Origin of the sequence: Nocardia araoensis NBRC 100135, from assembly GCF_000308435.1 — a bacterium.
Lineage (GTDB): Bacteria > Actinomycetota > Actinomycetes > Mycobacteriales > Mycobacteriaceae > Nocardia > Nocardia araoensis.
Genome location: NZ_BAFR01000113.1, coordinates 1 through 23519 on the forward strand (window position 1 = coordinate 1; position 23519 = coordinate 23519).

Below are 23519 nucleotides of genomic sequence, written 5' to 3' on the forward strand. Positions count from 1 at the left end.
TTTCGCTATGGCCGTCCGCGCACCGGTACCGCACAACGCGGTGGAACGTCGGCGTGAGCCAACGCGTCCGCGCCGCAGGTCCCCGAGCGTTTACGCGTTGAAGTACTTCGCCTCCGGATGCAGCAGGACGAAGGCGTCCGTGGACTGTTCCGGATGCAGTTGCAGCTCCTCCGACAGCACGACGCCGATGCGATCGGCCTCGAGCAGGTCGACCAGTTTGGCGCGGTCCTCCAACTCCGGGCAGGCGCCGTAGCCGAACGAGTAGCGTGCGCCGCGATAGCCGAGCTTGAAGTACTCCTGCACGTCGGCCGGGTCGGATTCGGCGACCGCGTGGCCGTCGAGGACCAGCTCCTCGCGGATGCGGCGGTGCCAGTACTCGGCGAGCGCCTCGGTGAGCTGGACGCCGATGCCGTGCACCTCCAGGTAATCGCGGTAGCTGTCGCCCGCGAACAGTTCGTTGGCGAAGTCGGCGATCGGCTGGCCCATGGTGACCAGCTGGAACGGCAGGACGTCCACCTGACCGGTCGACCGGGCGTACTCCCGCGAACGGATGAAATCGGCGATGCACAGGAACCGGTCGCGCTGCTGACGCGGGAAGGTGAATCGGTACCGTTCCGGCGCGTCGGGCGCCGGGTCGGTGAGCACGATGACGTCATCGCCTTCGGACACCGCCGGGAAGTAGCCGTACACCACCGCCGCGTGCTGCAACACGCCTTCGGTGCTCAACCGGTCCAGCCAGGCGCGCAGACGCGGCCTGCCCTCGGTCTCCACCAGTTCCTCGTAATCCGGCCCGTCGCCGCCGCGCTGTCCCCGCAGACCCCACTGCCCGAGGAACAGCGCCCGCTCGTCGAGCAGGCCCGAATACTCGTGCACCGCCAGACCTTTCACCACCCGTGTGCCCCAGAACGGCGGCACCGGCACCGGCAGGTCGGCCGCGACGTCGGAGCGCTCGGGCACCACGACGGGCGCCTCGTTGGCGCGGCGCTCCGCGGCGATCCGCTTGGAGCGCTCGTGGCGCGCTTTGCGCTCGGCGGCCTTCTCCCGCTCGGCGATGGCCTCCGGGCTGTCGGGGTCGAGTTCGCCGCCGCGCTTGCGGGTCATGATGTCGTCCATCAGCCGCAGGCCCTCGAACGCGTCACGCGCGTAGTGCACGTCGCCCTCGTAGACCTCGGTCAGGTCGTTCTCCACGTAGGAGCGGGTGAGCGCAGCGCCGCCCAGCAGCACCGGGAACTGCTCGGCCACGCCCTTGGCGTTGAGCTCCTCGAGGTTCTCCTTCATCACCACGGTCGACTTGACCAGCAGGCCGGACATGCCGATGACGTCGGCCTTCTTGTCCACGGCCGCGTCCAGGATGGTGGCGATCGGCTGCTTGATGCCGAGGTTGACCACCTCGTAGCCGTTGTTGGACAGGATGATGTCGACCAGGTTCTTGCCGATGTCGTGCACGTCGCCCTTCACGGTGGCCAGCACGATGCGGCCCTTGCCGCTGTCGTCGGTGGCCTCCATGTGCGGCTCGAGATACGCGACAGCAGCCTTCATCACCTCGGCGGACTGCAACACGAACGGCAGCTGCATCTGGCCGGACCCGAACAGTTCGCCGACCGTCTTCATCCCGGCGAGCAGGGTCTCGTTGATGATCTGCAGCGGCGGCACCTCGGTCATGGCCGCGTCCAGGTCGGCTTCCATCCCGGCGCGTTCACCGTCGACGATCCGCCGCTCCAGCCGCTCGAACAGCGGAAGCGCGGCCAGTTCCTCCGCGCGCGACGCCTTCGACGAGGAGGTGGACACGCCTTCGAACAGCGCCATCAGTTTCTGCAGCGGGTCGTAGCCCTCGGCGCGACGGTCGTACACCAGATCCAGCGCGGCCTCCCGCTGCTCCTCCGGGATCCGGCTGATCGGCAGGATCTTGGAGGCGTGCACGATCGCGGAGTCCAGACCGGCCTGGACGCATTCGTGCATGAAGACGGAGTTGAGCACCTGCCTGGCGGCCGGATTGAGGCCGAAGGAGATGTTGGACAGACCCAGGGTGGTCTGCACCCGCGGATGACGGCGCTTGAGCTCGCGGATGGCCTCGATGGTCTCCAACCCGTCCCGGCGCGACTCCTCCTGGCCGGTGCCCAGGGTGAAGGTGAGCGTGTCGATGATGATGTCGCTCTCCGCCAGCCCCCAGTTGCCGGTGATGTCGGCGATCAGCCGCTCGGCGATCTCCACCTTCTTCGCCGCGGTGCGGGCCTGGCCCTCCTCGTCGATGGTCAGCGCGACCACGGCGGCGCCGTGCTCGGCGACCAGGCGCATGGTCTGCTGGAAGCGCGAATCGGGACCGGCGCCGTCCTCGTAGTTCACCGAGTTGACCGCGCAACGCCCGCCGAGGTGTTCCAGCCCGGCCCGCAATACCGGGGCCTCGGTGGAGTCGAGCATGATCGGCAGCGTCGAGGCGGTGGCCAGCCTGCTCGCCAGCTCCGCCATGTCGCGGGTGCCGTCCCGGCCGACGTAGTCGACGCACAGATCGAGCATGTGCGCGCCGTCGCGGGTCTGGTCCTTGGCGATGTCCAGGCACTTCTGCCAGTCCCCTGCGAGCATGGCCTCCCGGAATGCCTTGGAGCCGTTGGCATTCGTGCGTTCGCCGATCATCAGCACCGACGCGTCCTGCTCGAACGGCACCGCGGTGTACATGCTGGACACGCTCGGCTCGTGCACCGGCGCGCGCCGCTCGGCGATCGGTGGCAGGGTCGGCTCGACCTCGCGCACCGCGGCGGTGACCTGGCGGATGTGCTCGGGCGTGGTCCCGCAGCAGCCGCCGACCAGAGCCAAACCGAACTCGGTGACGAACCCGCGCAGCGCGACCGCCAGTTCCTCGGGCGTGAGCGGGTAGACCGCACCGTCCGCGCCGAGCACCGGCAGCCCGGCGTTCGGCATCACCGAGACCGGAACCTGCGCGTGCCGGGACAGGTGGCGCAGGTGCTCGCTCATCTCGTCCGGGCCGGTCGCGCAGTTCAGGCCGATCATGTCGATGCCGAGCGGCTCCAGCGCGGTGAGCGCCGCGCCGATCTCGCTGCCGACCAGCATCGTGCCGGTGGTCTCCACGGTGACGTGCGTGATGATCGGGATCCGGCGGCCCAGCTTCGCCATCGCGCGCTTGCTGCCGGTCACCGCCGCCTTGACCTGAAGCAGGTCCTGGCAGGTCTCGATGAGGATGGCGTCGGCGCCGCCGTCGAGCATGCCGAGGGCGGCCTCGGTGTAGGCGTCGCGCAGCGCGGCGAACGGGGCGTGACCGAGCGTGGGCAGCTTGGTGCCCGGCCCCATCGAGCCGAGCACGTACCGCGGCGTACCGTCGGGAGACGGTCCCATCTCGTCGGCGACCTCGCGGGCCAGCCGGGTACCGCGCTCGGAGAGGTCGCGGATCCGGTCGGCGATGTCGTAGTCGGCGAGGTTGGGCAGGTTGCAGCCGAAGGTGTTGGTCTCGACCGCGTCGGCGCCCGCTTCGAAATAGGCGCGATGGATGTCGCGCAGGACGTCGGGGCGGGTGTCGTTGAGGATCTCGTTACAGCCCTCCAACCCGCGGAAATCGTCCAAGGTGAGATCGGCCGCTTGCAGCATGGTGCCCATCGCACCGTCACCGATGACGACACGGCGGCGCAGCGTGTCGAGTAGCGTGGTGTCGAACTCGGCGGGGACGGACGCAGACATGCGTTCCAGCGTAGTGGGCGGGGCCGACGATCCAGGCCACGGCGTAGAGCCTCGGTGTCCTGGACCACACGCGCGGCCCGGCGCCGCGCCGTCCGCGCGCGGAAACACGCCACCCGGTCCGGCCGTCATACGACACGCCATATCGCCGCACGCCGTAGGCTGACCGAGTGAACGCCAGTGAAACTCCCGATCCGGAACTGCCGACGTTGCGGGATCCGGTACTGGTCGCCGCCTTCGAGGGGTGGAACGACGCCGGTGACGCGGCCAGCGGCGCGGTCGAGCATCTGGAACTGATCTGGGACGCCGAGCCGTTGGCCGAGCTCGACTCCGAGGATTACTACGACTATCAGGTCAATCGGCCGACGGTGCGCCAGGTCGACGGTGTGACCAGGGAAATCCAGTGGCCGTCGACGATGTTGTCGGTCTGCTCGCCGCCCGGCAGCGACCGCGACGTGGTGCTGCTGCGCGGTATCGAACCGAATATGCGCTGGCGCAGTTTCTGCGGCGACCTGCTCGAGTTCATCGAGCAGCTCGGCGTGCAGACCGTGGTCATTCTCGGCGCGCTGCTCGCGGACACTCCGCACACCCGCCCGGTACCGGTGACCGGCTCGGCCTACAGCAAGGAGGCGGCCGAGCGGTTCAACTTGGAACAGACCCGCTACGAGGGGCCGACCGGGATCACCGGCGTGCTGCAGGATCAGTGCGTGAAGGCGGGGGTCCCGGCGGTGTCGTTCTGGGCCGCCGTCCCGCACTACGTCTCCCAGCCGCCGAATCCGAAGGCGACCATCGCGCTGCTGCACCGGGTCGAGGACGTGCTCGACATCGAGGTGCCGCTCGGCGAGCTGCCCAAGCAGGCCGAGGACTGGGAGACCGCGGTGAACGAGATGACCGTGGGTGACGAGGAGATCAGCGAGTACGTGCGCTCGCTGGAGGAGCGCGGCGACGCCGCGGTCGACGTGAACGAGGCGATGGCCAAGATCGATGGCGACGCGATCGCCGCGGAGTTCGAGAAGTACCTGCGCAGACGGGGTCCGGGCAGCTTCGGTCTCTGATCGGTTGCGCGGCGGCGCGATCGGCGCGGGCGACCGCCGACCGCAGGTTCACCGGAAGTTCGCCAGGGGGCCACCTTCGGGTCGGGAAACGACCGCTCCTACACTTTCGCCGGTGACCGTCCATCCGATCGTCGAGCGTCTGCGCACCTTCGACGAGCGGATCGCCGTCCACTGCCCCGACCACGCGGGCGGGGACGGCGGCGCCGGGTCCTCACCCCCCTCGCAGGTGACCTACGCTCGGCTTGCGGCGCTCGTCGAGGCCTACGCGACCGAACTCGGCCCGGCGCGCCGCCTCGTCGCGGTCGCCGCGCGCAACGATCTCGCCTCGCTCGTCGCGTACCTCGGCGCACTCAGCGCCGGATGCGTCGTCTTGCTGACCGAGCGGATCACTGCGGAGTTGCGGGACGCCTATGAACCGGACGTGCTCGTCGAAGACGGGCGGACCCGGGTGGTCCGGGAACGCTCGGCACATCGCCTGCATCCGGATCTCGCGCTGCTGCTGAGCACCTCGGGGTCCACCGGGTCGCCCAAGCTGGTCCGGCTCTCGGCGAGGAATCTGCGCTCCAACGCGGCGGCCATCGCCGAGTACCTGGCCATCGGCCCGGACGATTGCGCGGCGACCACCCTGCCGATGTTCTACTGCTACGGACTGTCGGTGGTGCACAGCCACCTGTGGCGCGGCGCGAGCCTCCTGCTCACCGACCAGTCGGTACTGGACGCGCAGTTCTGGCACGCGTTCCGGGACTGCCGCGCAACGTCGTTCGCCGCGGTTCCCTACACCGTCGAGCTGCTGGACCGCATCGGTTTCGCCCGCATGGACCTGCCGCACCTGCGCTATGTCACCCAGGCGGGCGGGAGACTCGCGCCGGAACGGGTACGCGAATACGCCGCACTCGGCCGGGAACGCGGCTGGGACTTCGTGGTCATGTACGGCCAGACCGAGGCCACCGCGCGGATGGCCTACCTCCCTGCGCATCTGGCGAGCGAGCACCCCGACTGCATCGGGATCCCGATCCCCGGCGGCGAATTCACCCTGGAGCCGGTCGAGGAAGCCGGCGACAATGGGGACGAACCACGCGAACTGGTCTATCGCGGGGCCAATGTCATGCTGGGATACGCGAAGTCCGCCGCGGACCTCGCACTCGGCCGTACGGTCGATGCCCTGCGCACCGGGGATCTGGCACGGCGCACCCCCGAGGGCTTGTATCAGGTGGTCGGCAGGCGGAGCCGGTTCGCCAAGATCTTCGGACTGCGCATCGATCTGGAGCGTCTCGAATCCGCGCTCGCGGCGGCCGGATTCACGGCGTGCTGCACGGACGACGACACCCACCTGGTCGTCGCCGTGCAGACCCCTCGGTCCGATCCCACCGAACTCGCCGCCCGCCTGTCCGGCCTGCCCGCCGCCGCCGTTCGGGTCCACCCGGTGGAACGGATCCCACGGCTACCGAACGGCAAACCCGACTACCCCGCCATCCGACAGCTGGCCGGGTTTACGCCGCAGGTGCGCGACATCCGCGCCCTCTACGCGACGACCCTGGGCATCGATCCCGCGCGCGTCCGACCGGACAGCACGTTCGTCGACCTCGGCGGGAACTCGCTCACCTACGTGACCACCGCGGCACGGCTGGAGCGGGCGCTCGGCCGCCTACCCGCCGATTGGCCGAACACCTCCGTGGCGGAACTGGAACGGATACCCGAAGGCCGCAGGCGTTTCGGGCGGGCACTCGACACCGGAACGCTGCTGCGCGCGGCGGGCATCGTGCTCATCGTCAGCTCACACGCCGGAGTGTTCGTGCTCTGGGGCGCGGCGCACGTGCTGCTCGGCGTGGCCGGCTTCAACTTCGCCCGATTCGGTGTGACCGCGGCGCCGCCAGCCGAGCGATTGCGCCACACGTTGCGCACCGTGGGATCCATCGCGGTGCCGACGGCGCTCTGGGTCGCGCTCACGCTGACCTGCACCGACTACTACGGCTGGCAGAACATCCTGTTACTGAACAAGATTCTCGGCCCGCACGACAGCGCCACCGCCGGGCACCTGTGGTTTCTCGAGGTGCTGGTGTATTTCATGCTGGCCGCCGCGCTGCTGATCCGGATCCCCGTGGTGGACCGGTGGCAACGGGCCGAGCCGTTCTGGTTCGCGATGGCGCTGGTCGCGCTGAGCCTCGTCTTTCGATACCAAGCGTTCGGTCTGTATTCGGCGAAGGACGTTCCGTTCTCTCCGCTGGCGGTGTGGCTCTTCACGCTCGGCTGGGCTGCGGCAAAGGCGACTTCGATATGGCAGCGGCTGATCGTCAGTGCCGTCGTACTGATCACGGTGCCCGGATATTTCGGTGTTCCCGAGCGGGAACGTCTGATCATGGCGGGCTTGCTCGCCCTGGTGTGGCTGTCCGCGGTCCGAGTTCCCGCCGTGGTCGCCGTCTGCGCGGCGGTGCTGGCCGACGGCTCGCTGTTCGTCTATCTGCTGCACTGGCAGGTGTACCCGCTGTTCGAACAGCACCGGCTCGCGGGGCTGCTCGCTTCCCTGGCAGCGGGTGTACTCGTCACCGGCGCGGTGAGCGGGGTGCGACGCTGGGGTTCGGTGCGGTACCGGGCAATTCGGTCGCGGCGGTCAGCTCTCCACGGTCCACACCCGCGCCGCCGCCTCCTGAGCCAGCTTGGCGATCAGGATGTCGCGCGGAATCGTCTGACCGGCAAAGTGATCGAGTGAGGGAACCACCACGTGGTGCGCGTCCGCGCGCTTGAGTTCCGCCGTGAGCTCGACGAAAGCCGTCCCGTCACCGCCGGTCGATTCATGGAACGTTGCGGCGAAGCACAGCCCTTCCTCGCGGGCGAGGCTGCTCATCGCGGCCTCGAGCTCCTTGCTATGGCCATCGGCCAGATCGTCACGCAAGTATCCATAGATCAACGCTTCCACCCGAACCTCCGTTGGATTGGGATCGCTGTTCTTTTATGTGGATCCACCCGTTTTACGGGGTATTTGCGCTTCGTGCAAGAGCAGATGTACTTGCACTTGCTCTTACAGGAGGGGCTGGCAAACTTCTGGCGCCAGATCAAGCATGCACAACGGGGCGGGGCGAAAGTAGCTGTCAACACACGGACATCTACCTGCCCTCTTGGGGCCACCAAACGTTAACTGGTGCGATACTACAGACGTGGCCGCTACCGACGATCGACCCGTCTGGGCAGTCCGAATGCGTTCCGAGCGTGACGCGAGGGGGTGGTCGCAAGCCGACGCTGTTCGCGTGATGCGTGGAAAGTCTTCGCACAACCTGCCGACCGACAGTACTCTCCTACGCAACTGGCGCCGTTGGGAATCGGGCGAATCGCGCCCCGACGACTTCTACGCGCCGATCATCGCCGCCACCTTCGACACGGTGACCGCGGCGTTCTTCCCCAAGACGAGACCGAACCGGGACGACGAACTGCTCTCGGCGACCGGCATGGACACACTCGAGTTCATCGGACGGCTCCGTATGTCCGATGTGTCCTCGGTGACGCTGGAGGCCATCCGCATCACCGCCGAACGCCTGTGCTGCGAATACTCTTACGCCGACCCGCACGACCTGCACGCCGAGGGCACCGCGTGGCTGCGCAGGATCACCTCGTTGCTGGACGGTCGCCTGACCCTGGCGCAGCATCGCGAAATCCTCGTTCTCGCCGGATGGGTCGCGCTGCTGGTCGGCTGTGTCGACTACGACCTGGGCCGGCGCACCGCCGCCGAGGCGACCCGCCGCGCCGCCCAGTCCCTGGCGCAGGAGGCGGAGAGTATCGAGATCGCCGCGTGGGCAGCGGAAATGACCGCGTGGTTCGCGCTGACCCAGGGCAACTACCGCGGTGTCATCGAGGCCGTTCAGCCGACGCTGGAAGTAAGCCAGCACCTGCGCGTCGGTGTCCAGCTCGCCGCCCAGCGCGCCAAAGCGTGGGCCAGGCTGGGCAACCCGCGCGAGGTGGAGGCGGCGCTCGAGGAGGGTCGAGCTATCTTGGAGCGACTCGATCATCCGGCGAATCTGGACAACCATTTCGTCATCGACGCGAACAAGTTCGACTTCTACGCGATGGACTGCTGCCGCGTCGCGGGCGAGGACCGGCTCGCCGAAACCTACGCGCGAGAGGTGATCCGCAACGCCACCCGGCCCGACGGCACCCTGCGCAATCCGATGCGGGTGTCCGAGGCGCACCTGACCCTGGCCGTGGTCGCGGTGCGCGACCGTGACCTGGAACTCGCGGTGGCGGAGGGCTCCCGCGCGTTCGCAGGCAGCAGGAAGTCGCTGCCCTCGCTGATGTGGATCGCGGGTGAGGTCGCGCGCGAGATCATCGAGCGGTTCCCCGGCGACCCGCGCACCCGTGCTTATCTGGACCAGTTGCGTTCGCTGTCCGTCGAGTGAGCCCACCTGCGCCGCGGCCGCGGCGAACGGTGACGAACCGGACGCGGCCACGCCGAACAGCGGAACGTCGTGCGGGTGGCGATCGGCCCGCTACTACCCTGTTCCCGGTGACCGACTCCGATGACGGCTGGGCCGACGCCCACTGGGACGACCGGCTGCGGCTGTTCTCTTTCGCCACCGCCGAGCGGCGCGCCGACTACCTCCGGGTGCTGCGCGCGTTCGACGGCGCGCGGGCGGCGTACGTGGTGCTGCTGCACGCGGACGACGTCGCGGAGTGGATCGAACGCAACGGGAACGCCCTGCGCGCTCCCGATTCGATCGCTACGAACCGACCGGCCGCGAAGACCGGGGTGGATCCGACGGAACCGCGCACGCGTCCGTCGGATGCCCCCGAGGACGAGCCGGAACCCGCTGCGGGGGGCCGGTCGACGGAGACGCTCCGCCGGGCTGCGGCGCCGCGGCTGACCGCGGCCGACATCGGCCCGCTGCTCGACCAGCTGCACCAATGGGGCGTGCTCGAGCGCAGTTACGACGGAACCCGCGCCGCGACGCTGGCCGAATATCGCAATCGGCATTATGTGTACCAGTTCTCCCAGGCGGGTTTCCAGGCCTACCAGGCGGTCGCCGGTGTGCTCAGCGCCCGCCTGGACGAAGCCTCGTTGTCGCGTCTGGTGCTGCCGGAGCTGCTGGCCGATCTGCACACCCTGGCCGAGGTCAACCGGGCGGGTGACGCCGAACGCGTCTATCGGACGCTGCGCCGGCTCGACACCGCGCTGTCCGATCTGGCCGCCCGCGCCGCGCACTTCTATCTGGGGCTCGGCGACCTGGTCCGCACCACCGAGATCACCCCGGAATCGTTTCTCGCGCACAAGGACGCGCTGCTGGCGCACATGCGGGAGTTCAGCCTCGACCTGGCCCGGTTCACCCCGCGGCTGGCGGCCGCGATCGCCGAGATCGAGGAGACCGGCGTCGACGACCTGATCTCGCGGGCGGCGCGCTGCGACGAACGGGTCCTGCTGAGCGTCGAGGAACGCCGGTCGGATTGGCAGGCCAGGTGGGACGGACTGCGTACCTGGTTCGTGGCCTCCGGCGGCGGAGAACAGGCGGGGACGACGGAAGCCGAACGCCTGCGCGAGGCCACCATGAGTGCCATCGCGGCGGTGCTCTCGCTCTTGCGGCGGGTCACCGAGACGCGTCGCGGCGGGGTCAGCCGCGAGTCGGCCTTGCGGCATCTGGCCGGCTGGTTCACCGCGGCGCCCACTGTCGACAGCGCTCACGCTTTGTTCGACGTGGTGTTCGCACTGGGCAAGCCGCGACACCTGGCGATGGAGCACCCGGACGCCGACGTGATTCCGGCGATTCGATCTTGGTGGGACGCACCACCATTGGAGATCTCGCGGACGCTCGCCGAAACCGGGCGCCCACCAGCGGCGGGTGCACCCGCCCGTATCCATCGCAACGACGCGGGTATCCGGCGTCTGCGCGAGGCGCAGTTGGACGCGCAGCGGGCCCGCGCCGAGGCCGCCAGATCGCTGGCCTCCGGCGACGTGCACGAACGGGTGCTGGACGACCGGGAAACCGAAGTGCTGCTGCGGCTGCTCGACGCCGCGTCCACCGCGTGGGTTCCGGTGCGCGGCCGGGTGGCAGGCACCACCGGCTCCGACAGCGGCGTCACACTGACGGTGTCCGAGCACGACGGCCCGACCGTGGTGCGCACCACTCGGGGGCTGCTGCGGTTGAACAACCGGTCGCTGAAGATCGAGCAGACGACCGGAACACGGTCCCGCCCGCGCGGGGAGCACGGCTGATGCACGCACGCACCATAGATGCGCTCGCGCTGGACAACTATCAACGCGCCGCCCGGGTCGTGCTGGCCAACCACCTGGTCACCCGCACCTATCCCGACCGGATCGCCCTGCCGCTGATCCGGCGCTGGGCCACCGAGTTGCGCGAGGACCTCGCCGAATTGTTCGGCTACCGGCTCGAAGTCACCGAGACCACCGCGCGGGTCTTCCCGGTCATCGACCGCCTGGACGCGGGCAAGCCGGCGCGCACACCCGCCGAGCGTGTCTTCGACCGCCGCCGCTACGCCTACCTCGCCCTCGCGCTTGCCGCGCTGGGTCGGGCCGGGGACCAGATCACGCTGTCCGAACTGGCCGATCAGGTCGCCGCCTACGCGAACCGGGTGGAAGGTCTGGAGCTGGCCACCGACCGGGCCGCCGACCGCGACGCGTTCGTCGACGCGGTGGGCTGGCTGACCGTGCGCGGCGCGCTCAGCCTGGCCGACGGCGACGCGGGCGGCTGGGCCAGCGATCCGGAGGCCGGTGAGGCGCTCTACGACATCGACCGGCCGGTGGTCTTCGCGCTGTTCCGGCCGCCGCGGGCGCTGCAACACCTGCACGGAGTGCGCGGGTTGCTGACCGAAGAACCCATGGTCACCGGCGTTTCCGCGCACGCGACGACCACCGCGGAGATCGCACGCCGGGTGCGCAGGGCGCTGGTCGAGCAGCCGGTGGTGTACGCCGAGGATCTCGCGCCCGAGGAGCGTCCCGTTCTCGCCCAGGAGCGACTCGTCGCGGAGGTCGAACTGTTCACCGGACTGCGCGCCGAACGCCGTGCGGAGGGGGTGGCGCTCATCGACACCTCGGGGCGGCTGTCGGACGTCCGCTTCCCAGGGACCGGGACGCTCGCGCAGGTCGCCTTGCTGCTGGCCGGTGAGATCGCCGACCGCGTGCTGGACATCGATCACCCGCTGCCGCGGCGCCACACCGGGCCGGACACGGATGCGGCGCTCGCGGATCAGCTCGACGAAGCCATTCCCGAGTCCACGCTGTTCGTGCCGCTCGCCGAGCCGCGTTCGCCGGATTCGCGCGCCCCGGAACCGGGCTCGGTCGCGGACACCACGGAACAGACAGATCGGTCTGCCTCATCGGGCTATCCGCTGATCGACCGGGCATGGCTGTATGAGACGGTGCAGGCGCTGGCCGATCGCTACGGCACGACGTTCGCGGCGCAATGGCAGGCCGACGTACCGCGCCTCGCCACCGAGGTGGTGGCCCTGCTGGAGCGGCTGCGGCTGGTCCGGGTGACCGACGACGGACTGCTCGTGCTGCCCGCACTGGCCCGCTACCGCGGCGCGGTCGTCACGGTCCGCACCAAGCGGGCCGCGGAACTGTTCGTCACCGCGGCCGACACCTACGGGCCCGGCGGCGCCGGGACGGAAGGGAACTGACGAATGTCGCTCATTCACGGCGGAGTGCGGTTCACCCCGACCCGCGCCGGGATCGTCAACCTGTGGGACTACCGCGATCAGGAGTTCTGTTTCGCGGACGGCAGATTGGTATTGCGCGGGCCGAACGGGTCGGGCAAGACCAAAGCGCTGGAGGTGCTGTTCCCGTTCGTCCTGGACGGACGGATCGAGCCGCGCAGGCTGAACCCGTTCGCCGGTGAGGAACGCACGATGAAGTCGAACCTGCTCTACCGCAAGCAGGACTCGGCCTACTCGTATGTCTGGATGGAGTTCGCCCGGGGCCGCTGGGAGGATCCCGAGGCGGTCACCGTCGGCATCGGCATGCGGGCCACCCGTTCGTCGGACAAGGTGACCCGCTGGTATTTCGTCGCCGACGGCCGGGTCGGGATCGATTTCTCCTTGATCGGCCCGGACGATCGACCGTTCACCCGCAAGCAGCTGGCCGAGCAGATCGGCACCGACTCGATCGTCGACCGGCCGGTGGACTATCGCAACGCCATCGACGCGCGTATGTTCGGCCTCGGGGCCCAGCGCTACGACCAGCTGATCAATCTGATCCTCACGCTGCGCCGCCCGCAGCTGGCCAAGAATTTGGACCCGCGCGGTTTGTCGCAGGCGCTCACCGACGGGCTGCGCCCGCTCGACGAGCAGCTGATCCTGGACGCCGCCCGCTCGTTCAGCGATATGGAGGAGGTCGGCCGCACCCTGGAGGGTTTGGTGCACGCCGACACCGCGACCAGGGCATTCGTCGAGGTGTATCGGAAATACCTTGCGGTGCAGGCGAAGACGGACGTCGACCAGGTGCGGGTGCGGCTCGACGCGGTGACCCACGCGAGCACCGCGCTGTTCGCCGCCACCGCGCTGCGCGAGCGCAGGGAGACCGAGCGCGCCGCGGCCGAGGCCAGGGCCGAGGACGCCGACCGGACCTACGAGCAGGCCGTCGCCGACCGGGAGAACCTCCAGCGTTCCAGTGCGTACGAGGGCAAACAGCAGCTCGACGACCTGGCCGACGCGGTGCGGCGGCTGGAGACCTCGGCCGGCGTGCACGCCGACAAGGCGCTCAAATCCCGCCAGACCTTGGACCAGCGTGCCCAAGAGGCAGAGCGCGCGCGAAACGCGGTGCGCACCGCCGCCGCCGCGCTCGCCCGCGGCGAGGACGACCTGCGCGCCGCGGCCGAGGAGGCGGGAATCGCCTGGACGCCGCTGCCGGAGTCGACGCGGGCCGAACAGCTCACCGCGGCGGTGCGCGGGCACGCCGAGGAGCGCGACGCCGACGTGCGCGCGGTACGCAAGGCGGTGGCCGCCGTGGACACGGCAGCCGCCGAACGCACCAGGGCCGAGCGGCTGGCCGAGCGCGCGCGGGAACTGCGGGACGCCGCCGCGGCGGACGTCGCGCACGCCGAAGCGGCGGTCACCATGAACCGCTCCGAGGCCGAGGCCGCGTTGCGAACCTGGTGGGGCGAGCATCGTGCGATCTATACCCCGGTACGCGCGGGCCTGCTGGAAGCGTTGAACTCGGCGCTGGCCGAGGCCGGTTCGGATGCGCCCACCGTCGCCGAAGTGCTGGCCGAACGCACCGAACCCCTGCTCGAGGAGATCCGCACCCGCCGCCAGGAGGCACGCGCCCGGGTGGCCACGGCCACGGCCCACGTCGAGGAGCTGACCGCCGAACTGGAGCGGGTGACGGCCCGGCGCGACGACGCGCCACCGGCATTCGCGGGCCGCTCCGGCCGGAACGGCGACCGGCCCGGCGCCGCGCTGTGGCGGCTGGTGCGCTTCGCCGACGACGTACCGCCCGAGACCGCGGCGGGCATCGAGGCCGCGCTGCACGCCGCGAATCTGCTGGACGCCTGGGTCTGTCCGGAAGGCGAGTTGCCGCCGGACTACGACTCCGATCAGTTCCTGGTGCCGCTGCCCGCATCGGACCGCCCGACCGGTCGCACACTCGCCGAGGTGCTGGTCGTGGAGGACGATTCGGACACGCTGGCGGTGCCGCGGCAGGTCGTGGCCGGTGTGCTCGCCTCCATCGGCCTGTACGAGGGCGCGGGCGAACCGAACGGCGCGGTGTCGATCGGAGCGAACGGCTCGTTCCGGCAAGGCGTGCAGATCGGCCGCCACCGCAAGACCGACGCCGAGTTCATCGGCGCCACGGCGCGAGCCAGGCGCCGCGAGATCCGCTCGGCGGAGTTGACCGCGGCTGTGGCGGCCGCCGAGGAAGACCGCGGCGCCGCCGAACAGCAGGAGTCCGACGCCCACGCCGAACTCGCGCTAATCTCCGCCGCCGCCAAGGCACTTCCGCGACCGACCGCGGTGACCGCTGCCTTGCGGGCGGTCTCGGAAGCGGCGGGCGTGCTGCGATCGCGTGCGGAGGCCGCCGCCCACGCCGAGCGCGATCTCGACCAGGCGGTCGCGGACGTGTCCGCCGCGGAGAAGAAGCTGCGTGCCGCCGCCACCGCGCACCGCACCCCGCGCACGGCCCGTGAGCTCGACGCACTCGCCGCCGCCATCCGCCACTTCGAGAACACCGGCACCGGATTGCTGCGGCTGCGCGGCGACCACGAGCGGGAACGAGAGCGCGAACGCGAAGCCGAGGACCGCTTGACCGAAGCCGCCGACCTGGCCGAGGCGTTCGCGGAAGAGGCCGAGGCCGCGCGCACCGGTTACCAGGAACAGCTGCGCAAACTCGAGACCCTGCGCGAGGCCCTCGGCGCGGGCGCGGCCGACATCGACCGCGAATTGGAACAGGCCCGGCAGCGGATCGAAACGACCAAGGCCGAGCAGAAGGCCGCGCGCAAGGCCGCCAACCAGGCGATCGAGGCGGTCGGCGACGCCGAAGCCGCCTACCGGACCGCGCACGAGTCGCTGGCCACCGCGCTCACCGAGGTGCTGGCGGAGGTGAAAGCCCTTGCGCCGTACGCACAGCCGGATCTGCTCACGCTACTCGGCGCGCCCGCCGACGGACGCTGGCCCAGCAGCGACGCCGCCTGGTCGACACCCGAGCAACTGCTGTACCGGATCGCGACAGCCGGAGCGGAGGCAGCGCCGCGGGTGCTGCCCGACGAAGTCGCCGCGCTGTTCGACAGTCTCACCGCGGCCACGGCGTCGGTGCGCGCGAGCGAGGCGACGCGCAAGTCCACCCGCACCGCGGTGACCGCGGCGTTGCAGGAGTTCGACGCGGCGTTGGCCGGTTCGGGCCGGGACTACCGGTTGCAGTGGGATGCCGCCGACGGCCTCACCGTCGTCCAGGTACACGACGAGCACGGGGTCTCCGCCCTGGCCGACTTCGCCGCACGGATCGACGCCGCGCGCCGGGATCAGGAACTGCTGCTCACCGACGCCGAGCGCCGGATCCTGGAGGATGCCCTGTTGACCGGCCTGGCCCAGCAGATCCACGAACGCACCAGCGACGCGCGCGATCTGATCGCCAGGATGGGCGCGGAGATGAAGCAGCGACGGATGTCCTCGGGCAACACCATCGGCGTGCACTGGGTGCTCGCCGACAGCCTGTCCGACGCGGCGCGGGCGATGTGCAAGCTGCTCGACCGGGATGCCTCGGCGCTGACGGCGGAGGATCTGGCGGCGATCCGGGCGCACTTCGCCTCCGAGATCAGGGCGGCGCGGGCCGCGCACCCGGAACGCTCCTATCCCGAGATCCTGGCCGCGACCTTGGACTACCGCACCTGGCGGGTCTTCTCCTTCACCTTGATCTCCGCCGACGGCAGCGAGGACAAGCTCACCGTGGCCAGGCACAGCGCGCTGTCCGGCGGTGAGCAGTCGGTGTCGCTGCATCTGCCGCTGTTCGCCGCGGCGCACGTCATGCTCGATTCGGCCGACCCGCAGGCCCCGCGCCTGCTGGCGCTGGACGAGGCGTTCGCGGGTGTCGACGACAACGGCCGCAGCGAATTGCTCGGATTGAGCGTGCAATTCGACCTCGATCTGTTCATGACCGGCTACGACCTGTGGATCACCTACCCGCATGTCCCGGCGTGCGCGCACTACGACTTGGCGCACTCGGCGGCCGAGAACACCGTCAGCGCGACGCTGCTGGTGTGGGACAGCGGCGATCTGCTCGCCGAACACGACGGAACGGATCTCACCGCCGCGCTCGGCTCCCCCGATCGGCGCAGGCTTCCGACCACGATCGAGGGCGGGCTGGAACTCACACCGGTGACCTGACCGCCATCCGGGCCGGGTGGCTCACTCCGGCAGGTCGCGGCGCGCGGCGTCGAGCAGGGAGTCCAGCAGTCCGGGGAAGCGGGCGTCCAGGTCGTCGCGACGCAAGGAGAGCAGCAGTTCCCGGCCGGAGGGCCGCTGCCGGATCACTCCGGCGTCGCGCAGCACACGCCAATGATGGGTCAGGTTCGACTTGGCCACGTCCGGCAGCACCGAGCCGCAAGTGTGCTCGCCGCCGTCGGCCAGTATCCGCACCACGCGCAGCCGCAGCGGGTTGCCGAGGGCGGTGAGCACATTCGTCAGCTGGATCTGCGCTCGCTCGGGATGGGCCGCGATCACGCGAACAGGTTAGCGCGGCAGTTGACACACAGTCGAACTGTACATGAGTATTCGTACAATTAGATCTACTTGGGAGGTTCTCGTGGGCGCTGGCAGTGACCGTTTCGACGGCAAGGTCGCGTTGATCACCGGCGGATCGAGCGGCATGGGCTTCGCCACCGCGCGACGCCTGCTCGGCGAGGGCGCGCACGTCGTCGTCACCGGGCGCGACAAGAGTCGCCTCGACGCCGCCGCCGAAGAGCTCGGCCATGCCGACCGCGTCCTCGCGGTGGCGGGCGACGTGTCGGACCTCGCCGATCTCGACACCCTCGTCGCGGCCGTCGCGCAGCGGTACGGACGCCTCGACGTCGTCTTCGCGAACGCGGGCATCGCCGCGTTCCAGCCGACCGCCGACATCACCGAGGCCGAGTTCGACCGCGTGGTGAACATCAACTTCAAAGGGGTCTTCTTCACCATTCAGAAGACCCTCCCCCTGGTCGCCGACCACGGCGCGATCGTCGTCAACGCCTCCTGGGCGCTGCATCGCGGCGTCCCCGGAGCGTCCCTCTACTCGGCCACCAAGGCGGCCGTGCACAACTTGGCGCGCAGTCTCGCCGCCGAGCTGGCGCCGCGCGGCATCCGGGTCAACTCGGTCAGCCCCGGCTACATCGCGACGCCGTCGTTCCGCGCCAACGTCTCCGCCGAAGCCCAGGCGGCGATCAGCGCCACGGTGGCGGCCGGGCACGTCGGCACCGCCGAGAACGTGGCCGACGCCGTCGCCTTCCTCGCGTCGGGTGAGGCGTCCTATGTCAACGGACAGGACCTACTCGTCGACGGCGGCCTGATCGCCGCCGTTCCCGACCCGATGGTCTAGCGTTGCGTCGCGGCAGCGGCGGTCGGCATGCGCTCGCGGCCCGCCGCTGCGCCGGACACGGGGAGCGATCGACAATGCCGGCAACGGTTTTCGAAGTGGTCGAACCGACCCGATCACCGCACGCTGGCGTCGGGCAGCATGGGCGGGCACGGCGTACCCGGCACGGTCTGCAACTCGAAATGCCAATACTCGTTCTCGAACGAGCGGCAGAGGCCCCATCGGTAGCCGTTCTCCTCCAGCCACCGCGCGCCCTGCTGCGGACCGACATCGATGGCGTCCCCGGACACGTGCGTGGACTCCTCCGGCGGCAGCACCCAGCGACGCGCGTTGTCCGGCCCGTAGGTCGCCACACCGTCCTCCCACAGCGCCTGCTGCTCGGCAGGCGTCCGGTATCCGGACGTGATGGACAGGGGCACACCCTGCGCGTGCGCCTCTCGCTCGGCCAAGGTGTACGCCAGCGCCAGCCTGGGATCGAGCCCTTCGGTCCCGGTCGCCGAGCCCACCGACTCCCGCTGCTCGATGGCGACCGCCGCGTCGGCCCGCGCCTCCGCCATCGAAAAACCGGTCGCGACCAGCGCCGGAAGCACCGCCACCGATAGTCCCACCGCCACCCGGCTCCGCCCAGCATTCCCAAACACCATGCGCCGATGCTATCGCCTATGCCGGGTTTGCCCCGATCGGAGGCGCACGGCGACCGCATTCCGCGCGGTAGCCGCGCGGCGCTCTCACGGTGTTTCCGCGCGGCGGAGGACAGGTCGCCGTCGCAGTACCGGATCCGGCCCGGCGGGTGCGAGACTTTCAGGCGGACGCGGCGATCGTGTCCTTCGCGAGTTCGCGGTAGTACCCGCTGGAGGCCATCAGTTCGTCGTGGGTTCCGATCGCTTCCACCCGTCCGGCATCGAGCACCACTACGTTGTCCGCATCTCGAATCGTCGAATACCGGTGGGCCGCGACGATGACGGTGCAGCGTCCCCGCAGTTCGCGCAACGTCCGCAAGACAGCCGCTTCGCTGATCGGGTCCAGGTTCGACGTCGGCTCGTCCAGCAGAAGCAGGTCGGGCTCGGTCAGCAACGCGCGTGCGATCGCCAAGCGCTGCCGCTCGCCGCCCGACAGGGACTGCCCGTGCTCGCCGACCCGCGCGTCCATGCCGCCGTCGAGCCGGGCGAGGACATCCTCGAAACCGGCCAGCTCGACCGCGCGCGCGACCTGCCGCTCGGTGGCGTGCGGATGCGCGTAGGTGAGGTTCTCCCGCACCGAACCGTGCAGGATCGGAGCACCTTGCTCCACGAAGGCGATACGACGCCGGTAGGTAGCCAGATCCAGGCTGGAAGCATCGCGATCGTCGAGGAGAACCGCTCCGCGGTCGGGTTCGTAGAAACGTTCGATCAGGGACAGCAGCGTGCTTTTTCCACTGCCGGATCGACCTACCAGCGCGACCTGTCCGCCACCCGGCACCGTGAAAGACACCTCGTCGACAGCCCGGCGGGACGGCTCGTAGGAAAAGGTGAGCGCACGAAGTTCGACCGTGGCTGGTCGGCGCCGCGCATCGTGCGCTGCCGCCCGCTCCTTCGCGAGACCGGCAAGCGTGGCGGGATCCTCGGAGGCGGTGTCTTTTTCGATGTCGACCCGAAGCACTTCGGCCACGCGCTGGAACGCACCCAACGCTTTCTGCGTCGAGCCCAGCAGCGCGATGACGCCGGTGATCGGAGTGGCCAGGAACGTGGCGTACAGCAAGAACCCGACCAGTTCACCGACTTCCATCCGGTCGCCCGCCACGCGAATACCGCCCACCAGCAGCAGAGCGAGGAACGACCCGTTCACCGCGGCCAGCGATGCCGGGCGGAGGACCGCCTCCATGCGGGCAGCGCGGACACCGCTGTGCAACGCCTGGGCCGCCTTCGCGGTGAGCCGAGCCGCCTCCCGATCCTCGGCCGAACTCGCGCGCACCGTTCGCAGTGAACTCAAGGCTCGTTCGGTGTCGGCGGCGAGTTCTCCGACACCGGTCTGCACGCTCTCCGAGGCGGTTCTGATCCCCGCCAGAGCACCCGCCACCAGCGCCCCGGCCGTAGCGATGGTGATCAGGGTCACCACCGTCATGAACGGACTGAGCCAGATCATGACGGTCAGCGCCGCGATCACCGAGACGACCGATATTCCGAACTGCACCACACTGGTCACCGCGTGCTCGCGCAATGCCGCGGTGTCGGCGCCCAGTCTGGATGTCAGATCGCCGATCCGCATGCGGTCCAGCACCGGCATGCGCACACGCAACAAACGCTCGATGAGACGCGCACGCAGATCGAATACCACCCGTTCGCCGGTGCGCGCTACCAGGAAGTCGCCGGAGGTTTCGAGCAGCGCCTGTGCGACGAACACAGCGACGAGCAATGCCACGAGCCCCGCTGTGGCGTGGCGGCCGGATACCGCGTCGATGATCCGCATGGTTACCCACGGCTGCACGAGGCCCGCGCCGACACCCGCCAGCAGCAGCGCGGCACCGGCTCCGGCTTCCTTTGCGTGCCCGCGCAGTAGAGCGACGAGATCGCGGTACCGAACTCGCCCTTCGCGCCACAATTCAGACACTTTCCCCCCTTATCCGACCGATGATGCGGATATCGATCTACTGCGATCGTCGTACAGTTCGGGTAGGAGGACAAGGTCGTTCCGGCTTTCGAACGCTGGGTGAGCGACAACCGGCGCACTACTCGCTCCACATGCAGTGCATCTCATGTGGACAACATTCAGCGAATTCCACAGAAAGCTCCACAACTTGGGATAACGCAGATCTGATATGTCCCCTTTGCGCTCAATCGCACTCAGACGGCAAACATTTCAGCGGTGCTGGAACGAGTGATGTCCACAATCTATGCACGTGCTGTGGATCACACAATCCTCCTGCGACTATCACGCCGAATTACCTGCCGATAAGGCACTTTTGGGTGATTTGCGCCGTATCGTCGCCGGTCGGCACGATGAGATCGGGTTCGCGCAAGTAACTTTCACGAGGCAATGCGTCCCTTTCGACCTGTATGTCACACATACCCGAGCTCTGGCGGCAGGACGGACGCAGTCGGCGAATCTCCCGCACCCGAGCGCGGCGAGCCGGTCCGGGCCGTGGACGCGCCGCGGGCGGCTGTGGCTCCTGCCGCCAGCCGCCCGCGAAGGGGTGAATCATCCACAGTTGTCGGGAATTTCACATTCCCTCCCCAGTCATGTGAAGACCGGCCGCATCAGACGATACGGACCGGTCATTCTCCCGGCGGACCTCCCAGCGCATTCGGACGCGACGTCGCCGCGGTCATCGGCACACCTGCCCGGCGAATCGATTCCGCGGCTTCCCTGTTGCGGGCGATCCGGTCCAGGATCTGGCCGCCGTGCGCGCGGGCGTACGACAGCGCCAGCCTGATCTTGCTCGCGTGCAGATCCGATTTCGCGCTCAGCACGGCGATCCGGCGTTCCACCGGGCCGTCCAGTTCCCGCAGGCGCGCAACGACTTCCCAGACCTCCGGACCGGCCGTCAGCGCGGCGCGCCGGTCGTGCAGCGGACCACGGAAGACGATTCCGGGGTGGTCGAGCTGGTCGACGCCTTCATGGATCAGCCGATCGAGCAATGCGGTACAACTGGTTCCTTCGCGGGCAGCGCGATCGGCCAGCCGGGAGGCGGCCGACTCGGTGATACACAACGCCGTCGGTACTGGTCTGGACGTGCTCATAGCTCTCCTCGACCTGCATCGGTGCGGACATCAACGATGTTCTCCGCTAAGCGTGCCCGCTGCGGCGCCACCGCTGCCCCGGTGATCGAGGGGACATCGTCGTGTCCTGGCCTGCCGCGGGCAGGCCAGGAAGAAGGCTCAGACGCGCTCTTTGGAGCGGGTGCGCACGCGCAGCGCGATCGGCTTCTGCGTTTCGGCGAAGAAGTCGTTGCCCTTGTCGTCGACGACGATGAACGCCGGGAAATCCTCGACCTCGATCTTCCAGACGGCTTCCATGCCCAGTTCGGGGTATTCGAGCACCTCGACCGACTTGATGCAGTCCAGCGCGAGCCGGGCGGCGGGACCGCCGATGGAACCGAGGTAGAAGCCGCCGTGTTCCTTGCACGCCTTGGTGACCTGCGCGGAGCGGTTGCCCTTGGCGAGCATGACGAACGAGCCGCCCGCCGCCTGGAACTGGTCGACGTAGGAGTCCATCCGGCCCGCGGTGGTCGGGCCGAACGAGCCGGACGCGTAGCCTTCCGGCGTCTTGGCCGGGCCGGCGTAATAGACGGCCATGTCGCGCAGATAGTCCGGCATCGGCTCGCCCGCGTCGAGCCGCTCCTTGATCTTGGCGTGCGCGATGTCCCTGGCCACGACCAGCGGACCGGTCAGCGAAAGCCGCGTCTTCACCGGGTATTTGGACAATTCGGCACGGATCTCGTCCATCGGGCGGTTCAGGTCGACGCGCACCACGTCGCCACCGAGGATGGCGTCGGTCTGCTCGGGCAGGTACTGCGCCGGCTCGCGCTCGAGTTGCTCCAGGAACACGCCATCGGCGGTGATCTTGGCCAACGCCTGCCGGTCCGCCGAGCAGGACACCGCGATGGCGACCGGGCAGCTGGCGCCGTGCCGGGGCAGGCGCACGACCCGCACGTCGTGGCAGAAGTACTTGCCGCCGAACTGCGCGCCGATGCCGAAGGACTGGGTCAGCTTGAAGACCTCCTCCTCCAGTTCCAGATCACGGAAGGCGTGCGCGGACAGCGAGCCCTCGGTGGGCAGATTGTCCAGGTAGTGCGCGGAGGCGTATTTTGCCGTCTTCAAGGCGAACTCGGCGCTGGTGCCGCCGATCACGACCGCGAGGTGGTAGGGCGGGCAGGCCGCGGTGCCGAGCGAGCGGATCTTCTCGTCCAGGAACTCCAGCATCCGGGTGGGGTTCAGGACGGCCTTGGTCTCCTGGTACAGGAACGACTTGTTCGCCGAGCCGCCGCCCTTGGCCATGAACAGGAACTTGTAGGCGGGGTTCGCCGGGTCACCCGCGGTGGAGTACAGCTCGACCTGCGCGGGCAGGTTGGAACCGGTGTTCTTCTCCTCCCACATGGTGATCGGCGCCAGCTGCGAATACCGCAGATTCAGTTTGGTGTAGGCGTCGAACACACCCCTGCTGATCCATTCCGCGTCGTCGACGCCGGTCAGCACGCCTTCGGACTTCTTGCCCATCACGATCGCGGTGCCGGTGTCCTGGCACATCGGCAGGACGCCGCCCGCGGAGATGTTGACGTTCTTGAGCAGATCGAGCGCGACGAAACGGTCGTTGCCGCTGGACTCGGGGTCGTCGATGATCTTGCGCAACTGGCCCAGATGCGCAGGGCGCAGGAAATGGCTGATGTCGTGCATCGCCGTTTCGGTGAGCAGCCGCAACGCCTCCGGTTCGACCTGTAGGAAGGTGCGCCCGTTGTGCTCGAACGTGCTGACGCCCTCCGTCGTGAGCAGCCGGTAGGGGGTATCGTCCGCGCCGATGGGCAGCAGGTCTGAATAACGGAACTCCGGCGCGGTCACCAGTCGCACTCCTTCGAACGGGCCCGAACACCGCGAACGGCCGGGCTGGTCACGAGCACAGCGAGCCTAGCCACCGGCGCGCTCGCCCTGCCGGTTAGGCAACCCTATCTCGGACAGTTGGCCAGCAAAGGTTGCACGTTCAACCCCGGTGATGCTACCTCTCATCTCTGAGAAAGCGCCCGGGCGTCCGAGTCCGGCCGCGCGCGGACCGTTCGCGCGCCGCACGTCGCGACGCGGAACGATCTCGGTACA

Annotated in this window: 14 protein-coding genes; 7 read left to right on the top strand and 7 right to left on the bottom strand. The window is 69.1% G+C overall.

Annotated elements, in window-relative coordinates; all coding sequences use genetic code 11:
• Positions 1-90: 90 nt before the first annotated feature.
• Positions 91-3687, bottom strand: coding sequence for a methionine synthase (gene metH / locus ON21_RS14590; RefSeq protein WP_039798444.1), 3597 nt, complete (start codon positions 3685-3687; stop codon positions 91-93).
• A 167-nt stretch (positions 3688-3854) separates the two neighbouring features.
• Here metH and ON21_RS14595 point away from each other — a divergent pair, with 167 nt between their 5' ends.
• Together ON21_RS14595 and ON21_RS14600 are read left to right on the top strand one after the other, a co-directional pair.
• Positions 3855-4739 (top strand): PAC2 family protein, encoded by an 885-nt coding sequence (locus ON21_RS14595; RefSeq protein ID WP_039798445.1) that lies wholly within the window; start codon positions 3855-3857, stop codon positions 4737-4739.
• A 112-nt stretch (positions 4740-4851) separates the two neighbouring features.
• Positions 4852-7446: an AMP-binding protein gene (locus ON21_RS14600; RefSeq protein WP_063821075.1), complete on the top strand. Its 2595-nt coding sequence runs from the start codon at positions 4852-4854 to the stop codon at positions 7444-7446.
• Here ON21_RS14600 and ON21_RS37115 read toward each other — a convergent pair.
• Positions 7348-7653, bottom strand: coding sequence for a hypothetical protein (locus tag ON21_RS37115; RefSeq protein ID WP_083880623.1), 306 nt, complete (start codon positions 7651-7653; stop codon positions 7348-7350). The genes ON21_RS14600 and ON21_RS37115 overlap by 99 nt on opposite strands.
• A gap of 331 nt (positions 7654-7984) precedes the next feature.
• Here ON21_RS37115 and ON21_RS14610 point away from each other — a divergent pair, with 331 nt between their 5' ends.
• From ON21_RS14610 to ON21_RS14625, 4 genes are all read left to right on the top strand, one after another.
• Positions 7985-9124 (top strand): hypothetical protein, encoded by a 1140-nt coding sequence (locus ON21_RS14610; RefSeq protein WP_039798487.1) that lies wholly within the window; start codon positions 7985-7987, stop codon positions 9122-9124.
• 107 nt (positions 9125-9231) lie between these two features.
• Positions 9232-10932: a TIGR02677 family protein gene (locus ON21_RS14615; protein ID WP_039798447.1), complete on the top strand. Its 1701-nt coding sequence runs from the start codon at positions 9232-9234 to the stop codon at positions 10930-10932.
• On the top strand, positions 10932-12356 hold the full coding sequence (locus ON21_RS14620) for a TIGR02678 family protein (RefSeq protein ID WP_039798448.1): 1425 nt from the start codon (positions 10932-10934) through the stop codon (positions 12354-12356). The genes ON21_RS14615 and ON21_RS14620 overlap by 1 nt, the downstream gene beginning before the upstream one ends.
• A gap of 3 nt (positions 12357-12359) precedes the next feature.
• A complete protein-coding gene (locus tag ON21_RS14625) occupies positions 12360-16550 on the top strand; it encodes a TIGR02680 family protein (protein ID WP_039798449.1) in 4191 nt (1396 codons plus the stop codon).
• Positions 16551-16571: 21 nt separating this feature from the next.
• Here the strand turns inward: ON21_RS14625 and ON21_RS14630 are convergent, their stop codons facing one another.
• A complete protein-coding gene (locus ON21_RS14630; protein WP_039798450.1) occupies positions 16572-16886 on the bottom strand; it encodes an ArsR/SmtB family transcription factor in 315 nt (104 codons plus the stop codon).
• An 82-nt stretch (positions 16887-16968) separates the two neighbouring features.
• On the opposite strand from ON21_RS14630, the gene ON21_RS14635 reads away from it, so the two are divergent.
• Positions 16969-17739, top strand: coding sequence for an SDR family NAD(P)-dependent oxidoreductase (locus ON21_RS14635; protein ID WP_039798451.1), 771 nt, complete (start codon positions 16969-16971; stop codon positions 17737-17739).
• A 113-nt stretch (positions 17740-17852) separates the two neighbouring features.
• Here ON21_RS14635 and ON21_RS14640 read toward each other — a convergent pair whose 3' ends face one another.
• The 4 genes from ON21_RS14640 to ON21_RS14655 all read right to left on the bottom strand — a co-directional run bounded on the left by ON21_RS14640 (position 17853) and on the right by ON21_RS14655 (position 23267).
• On the bottom strand, positions 17853-18380 hold the full coding sequence (locus tag ON21_RS14640; RefSeq protein WP_373281131.1) for a M15 family metallopeptidase: 528 nt from the start codon (positions 18378-18380) through the stop codon (positions 17853-17855).
• 157 nt (positions 18381-18537) lie between these two features.
• Positions 18538-20322: an ABC transporter ATP-binding protein gene (locus ON21_RS14645; RefSeq protein WP_051020805.1), complete on the bottom strand. Its 1785-nt coding sequence runs from the start codon at positions 20320-20322 to the stop codon at positions 18538-18540.
• Between the two features lie 665 nt (positions 20323-20987).
• A complete protein-coding gene (locus tag ON21_RS14650) occupies positions 20988-21452 on the bottom strand; it encodes a hypothetical protein (RefSeq protein ID WP_218004086.1) in 465 nt (154 codons plus the stop codon).
• Positions 21453-21590: 138 nt separating this feature from the next.
• Positions 21591-23267 (bottom strand): fumarate hydratase, encoded by a 1677-nt coding sequence (locus tag ON21_RS14655; RefSeq protein ID WP_051020814.1) that lies wholly within the window; start codon positions 23265-23267, stop codon positions 21591-21593.
• Positions 23268-23519: the final 252 nt, after the last annotated feature.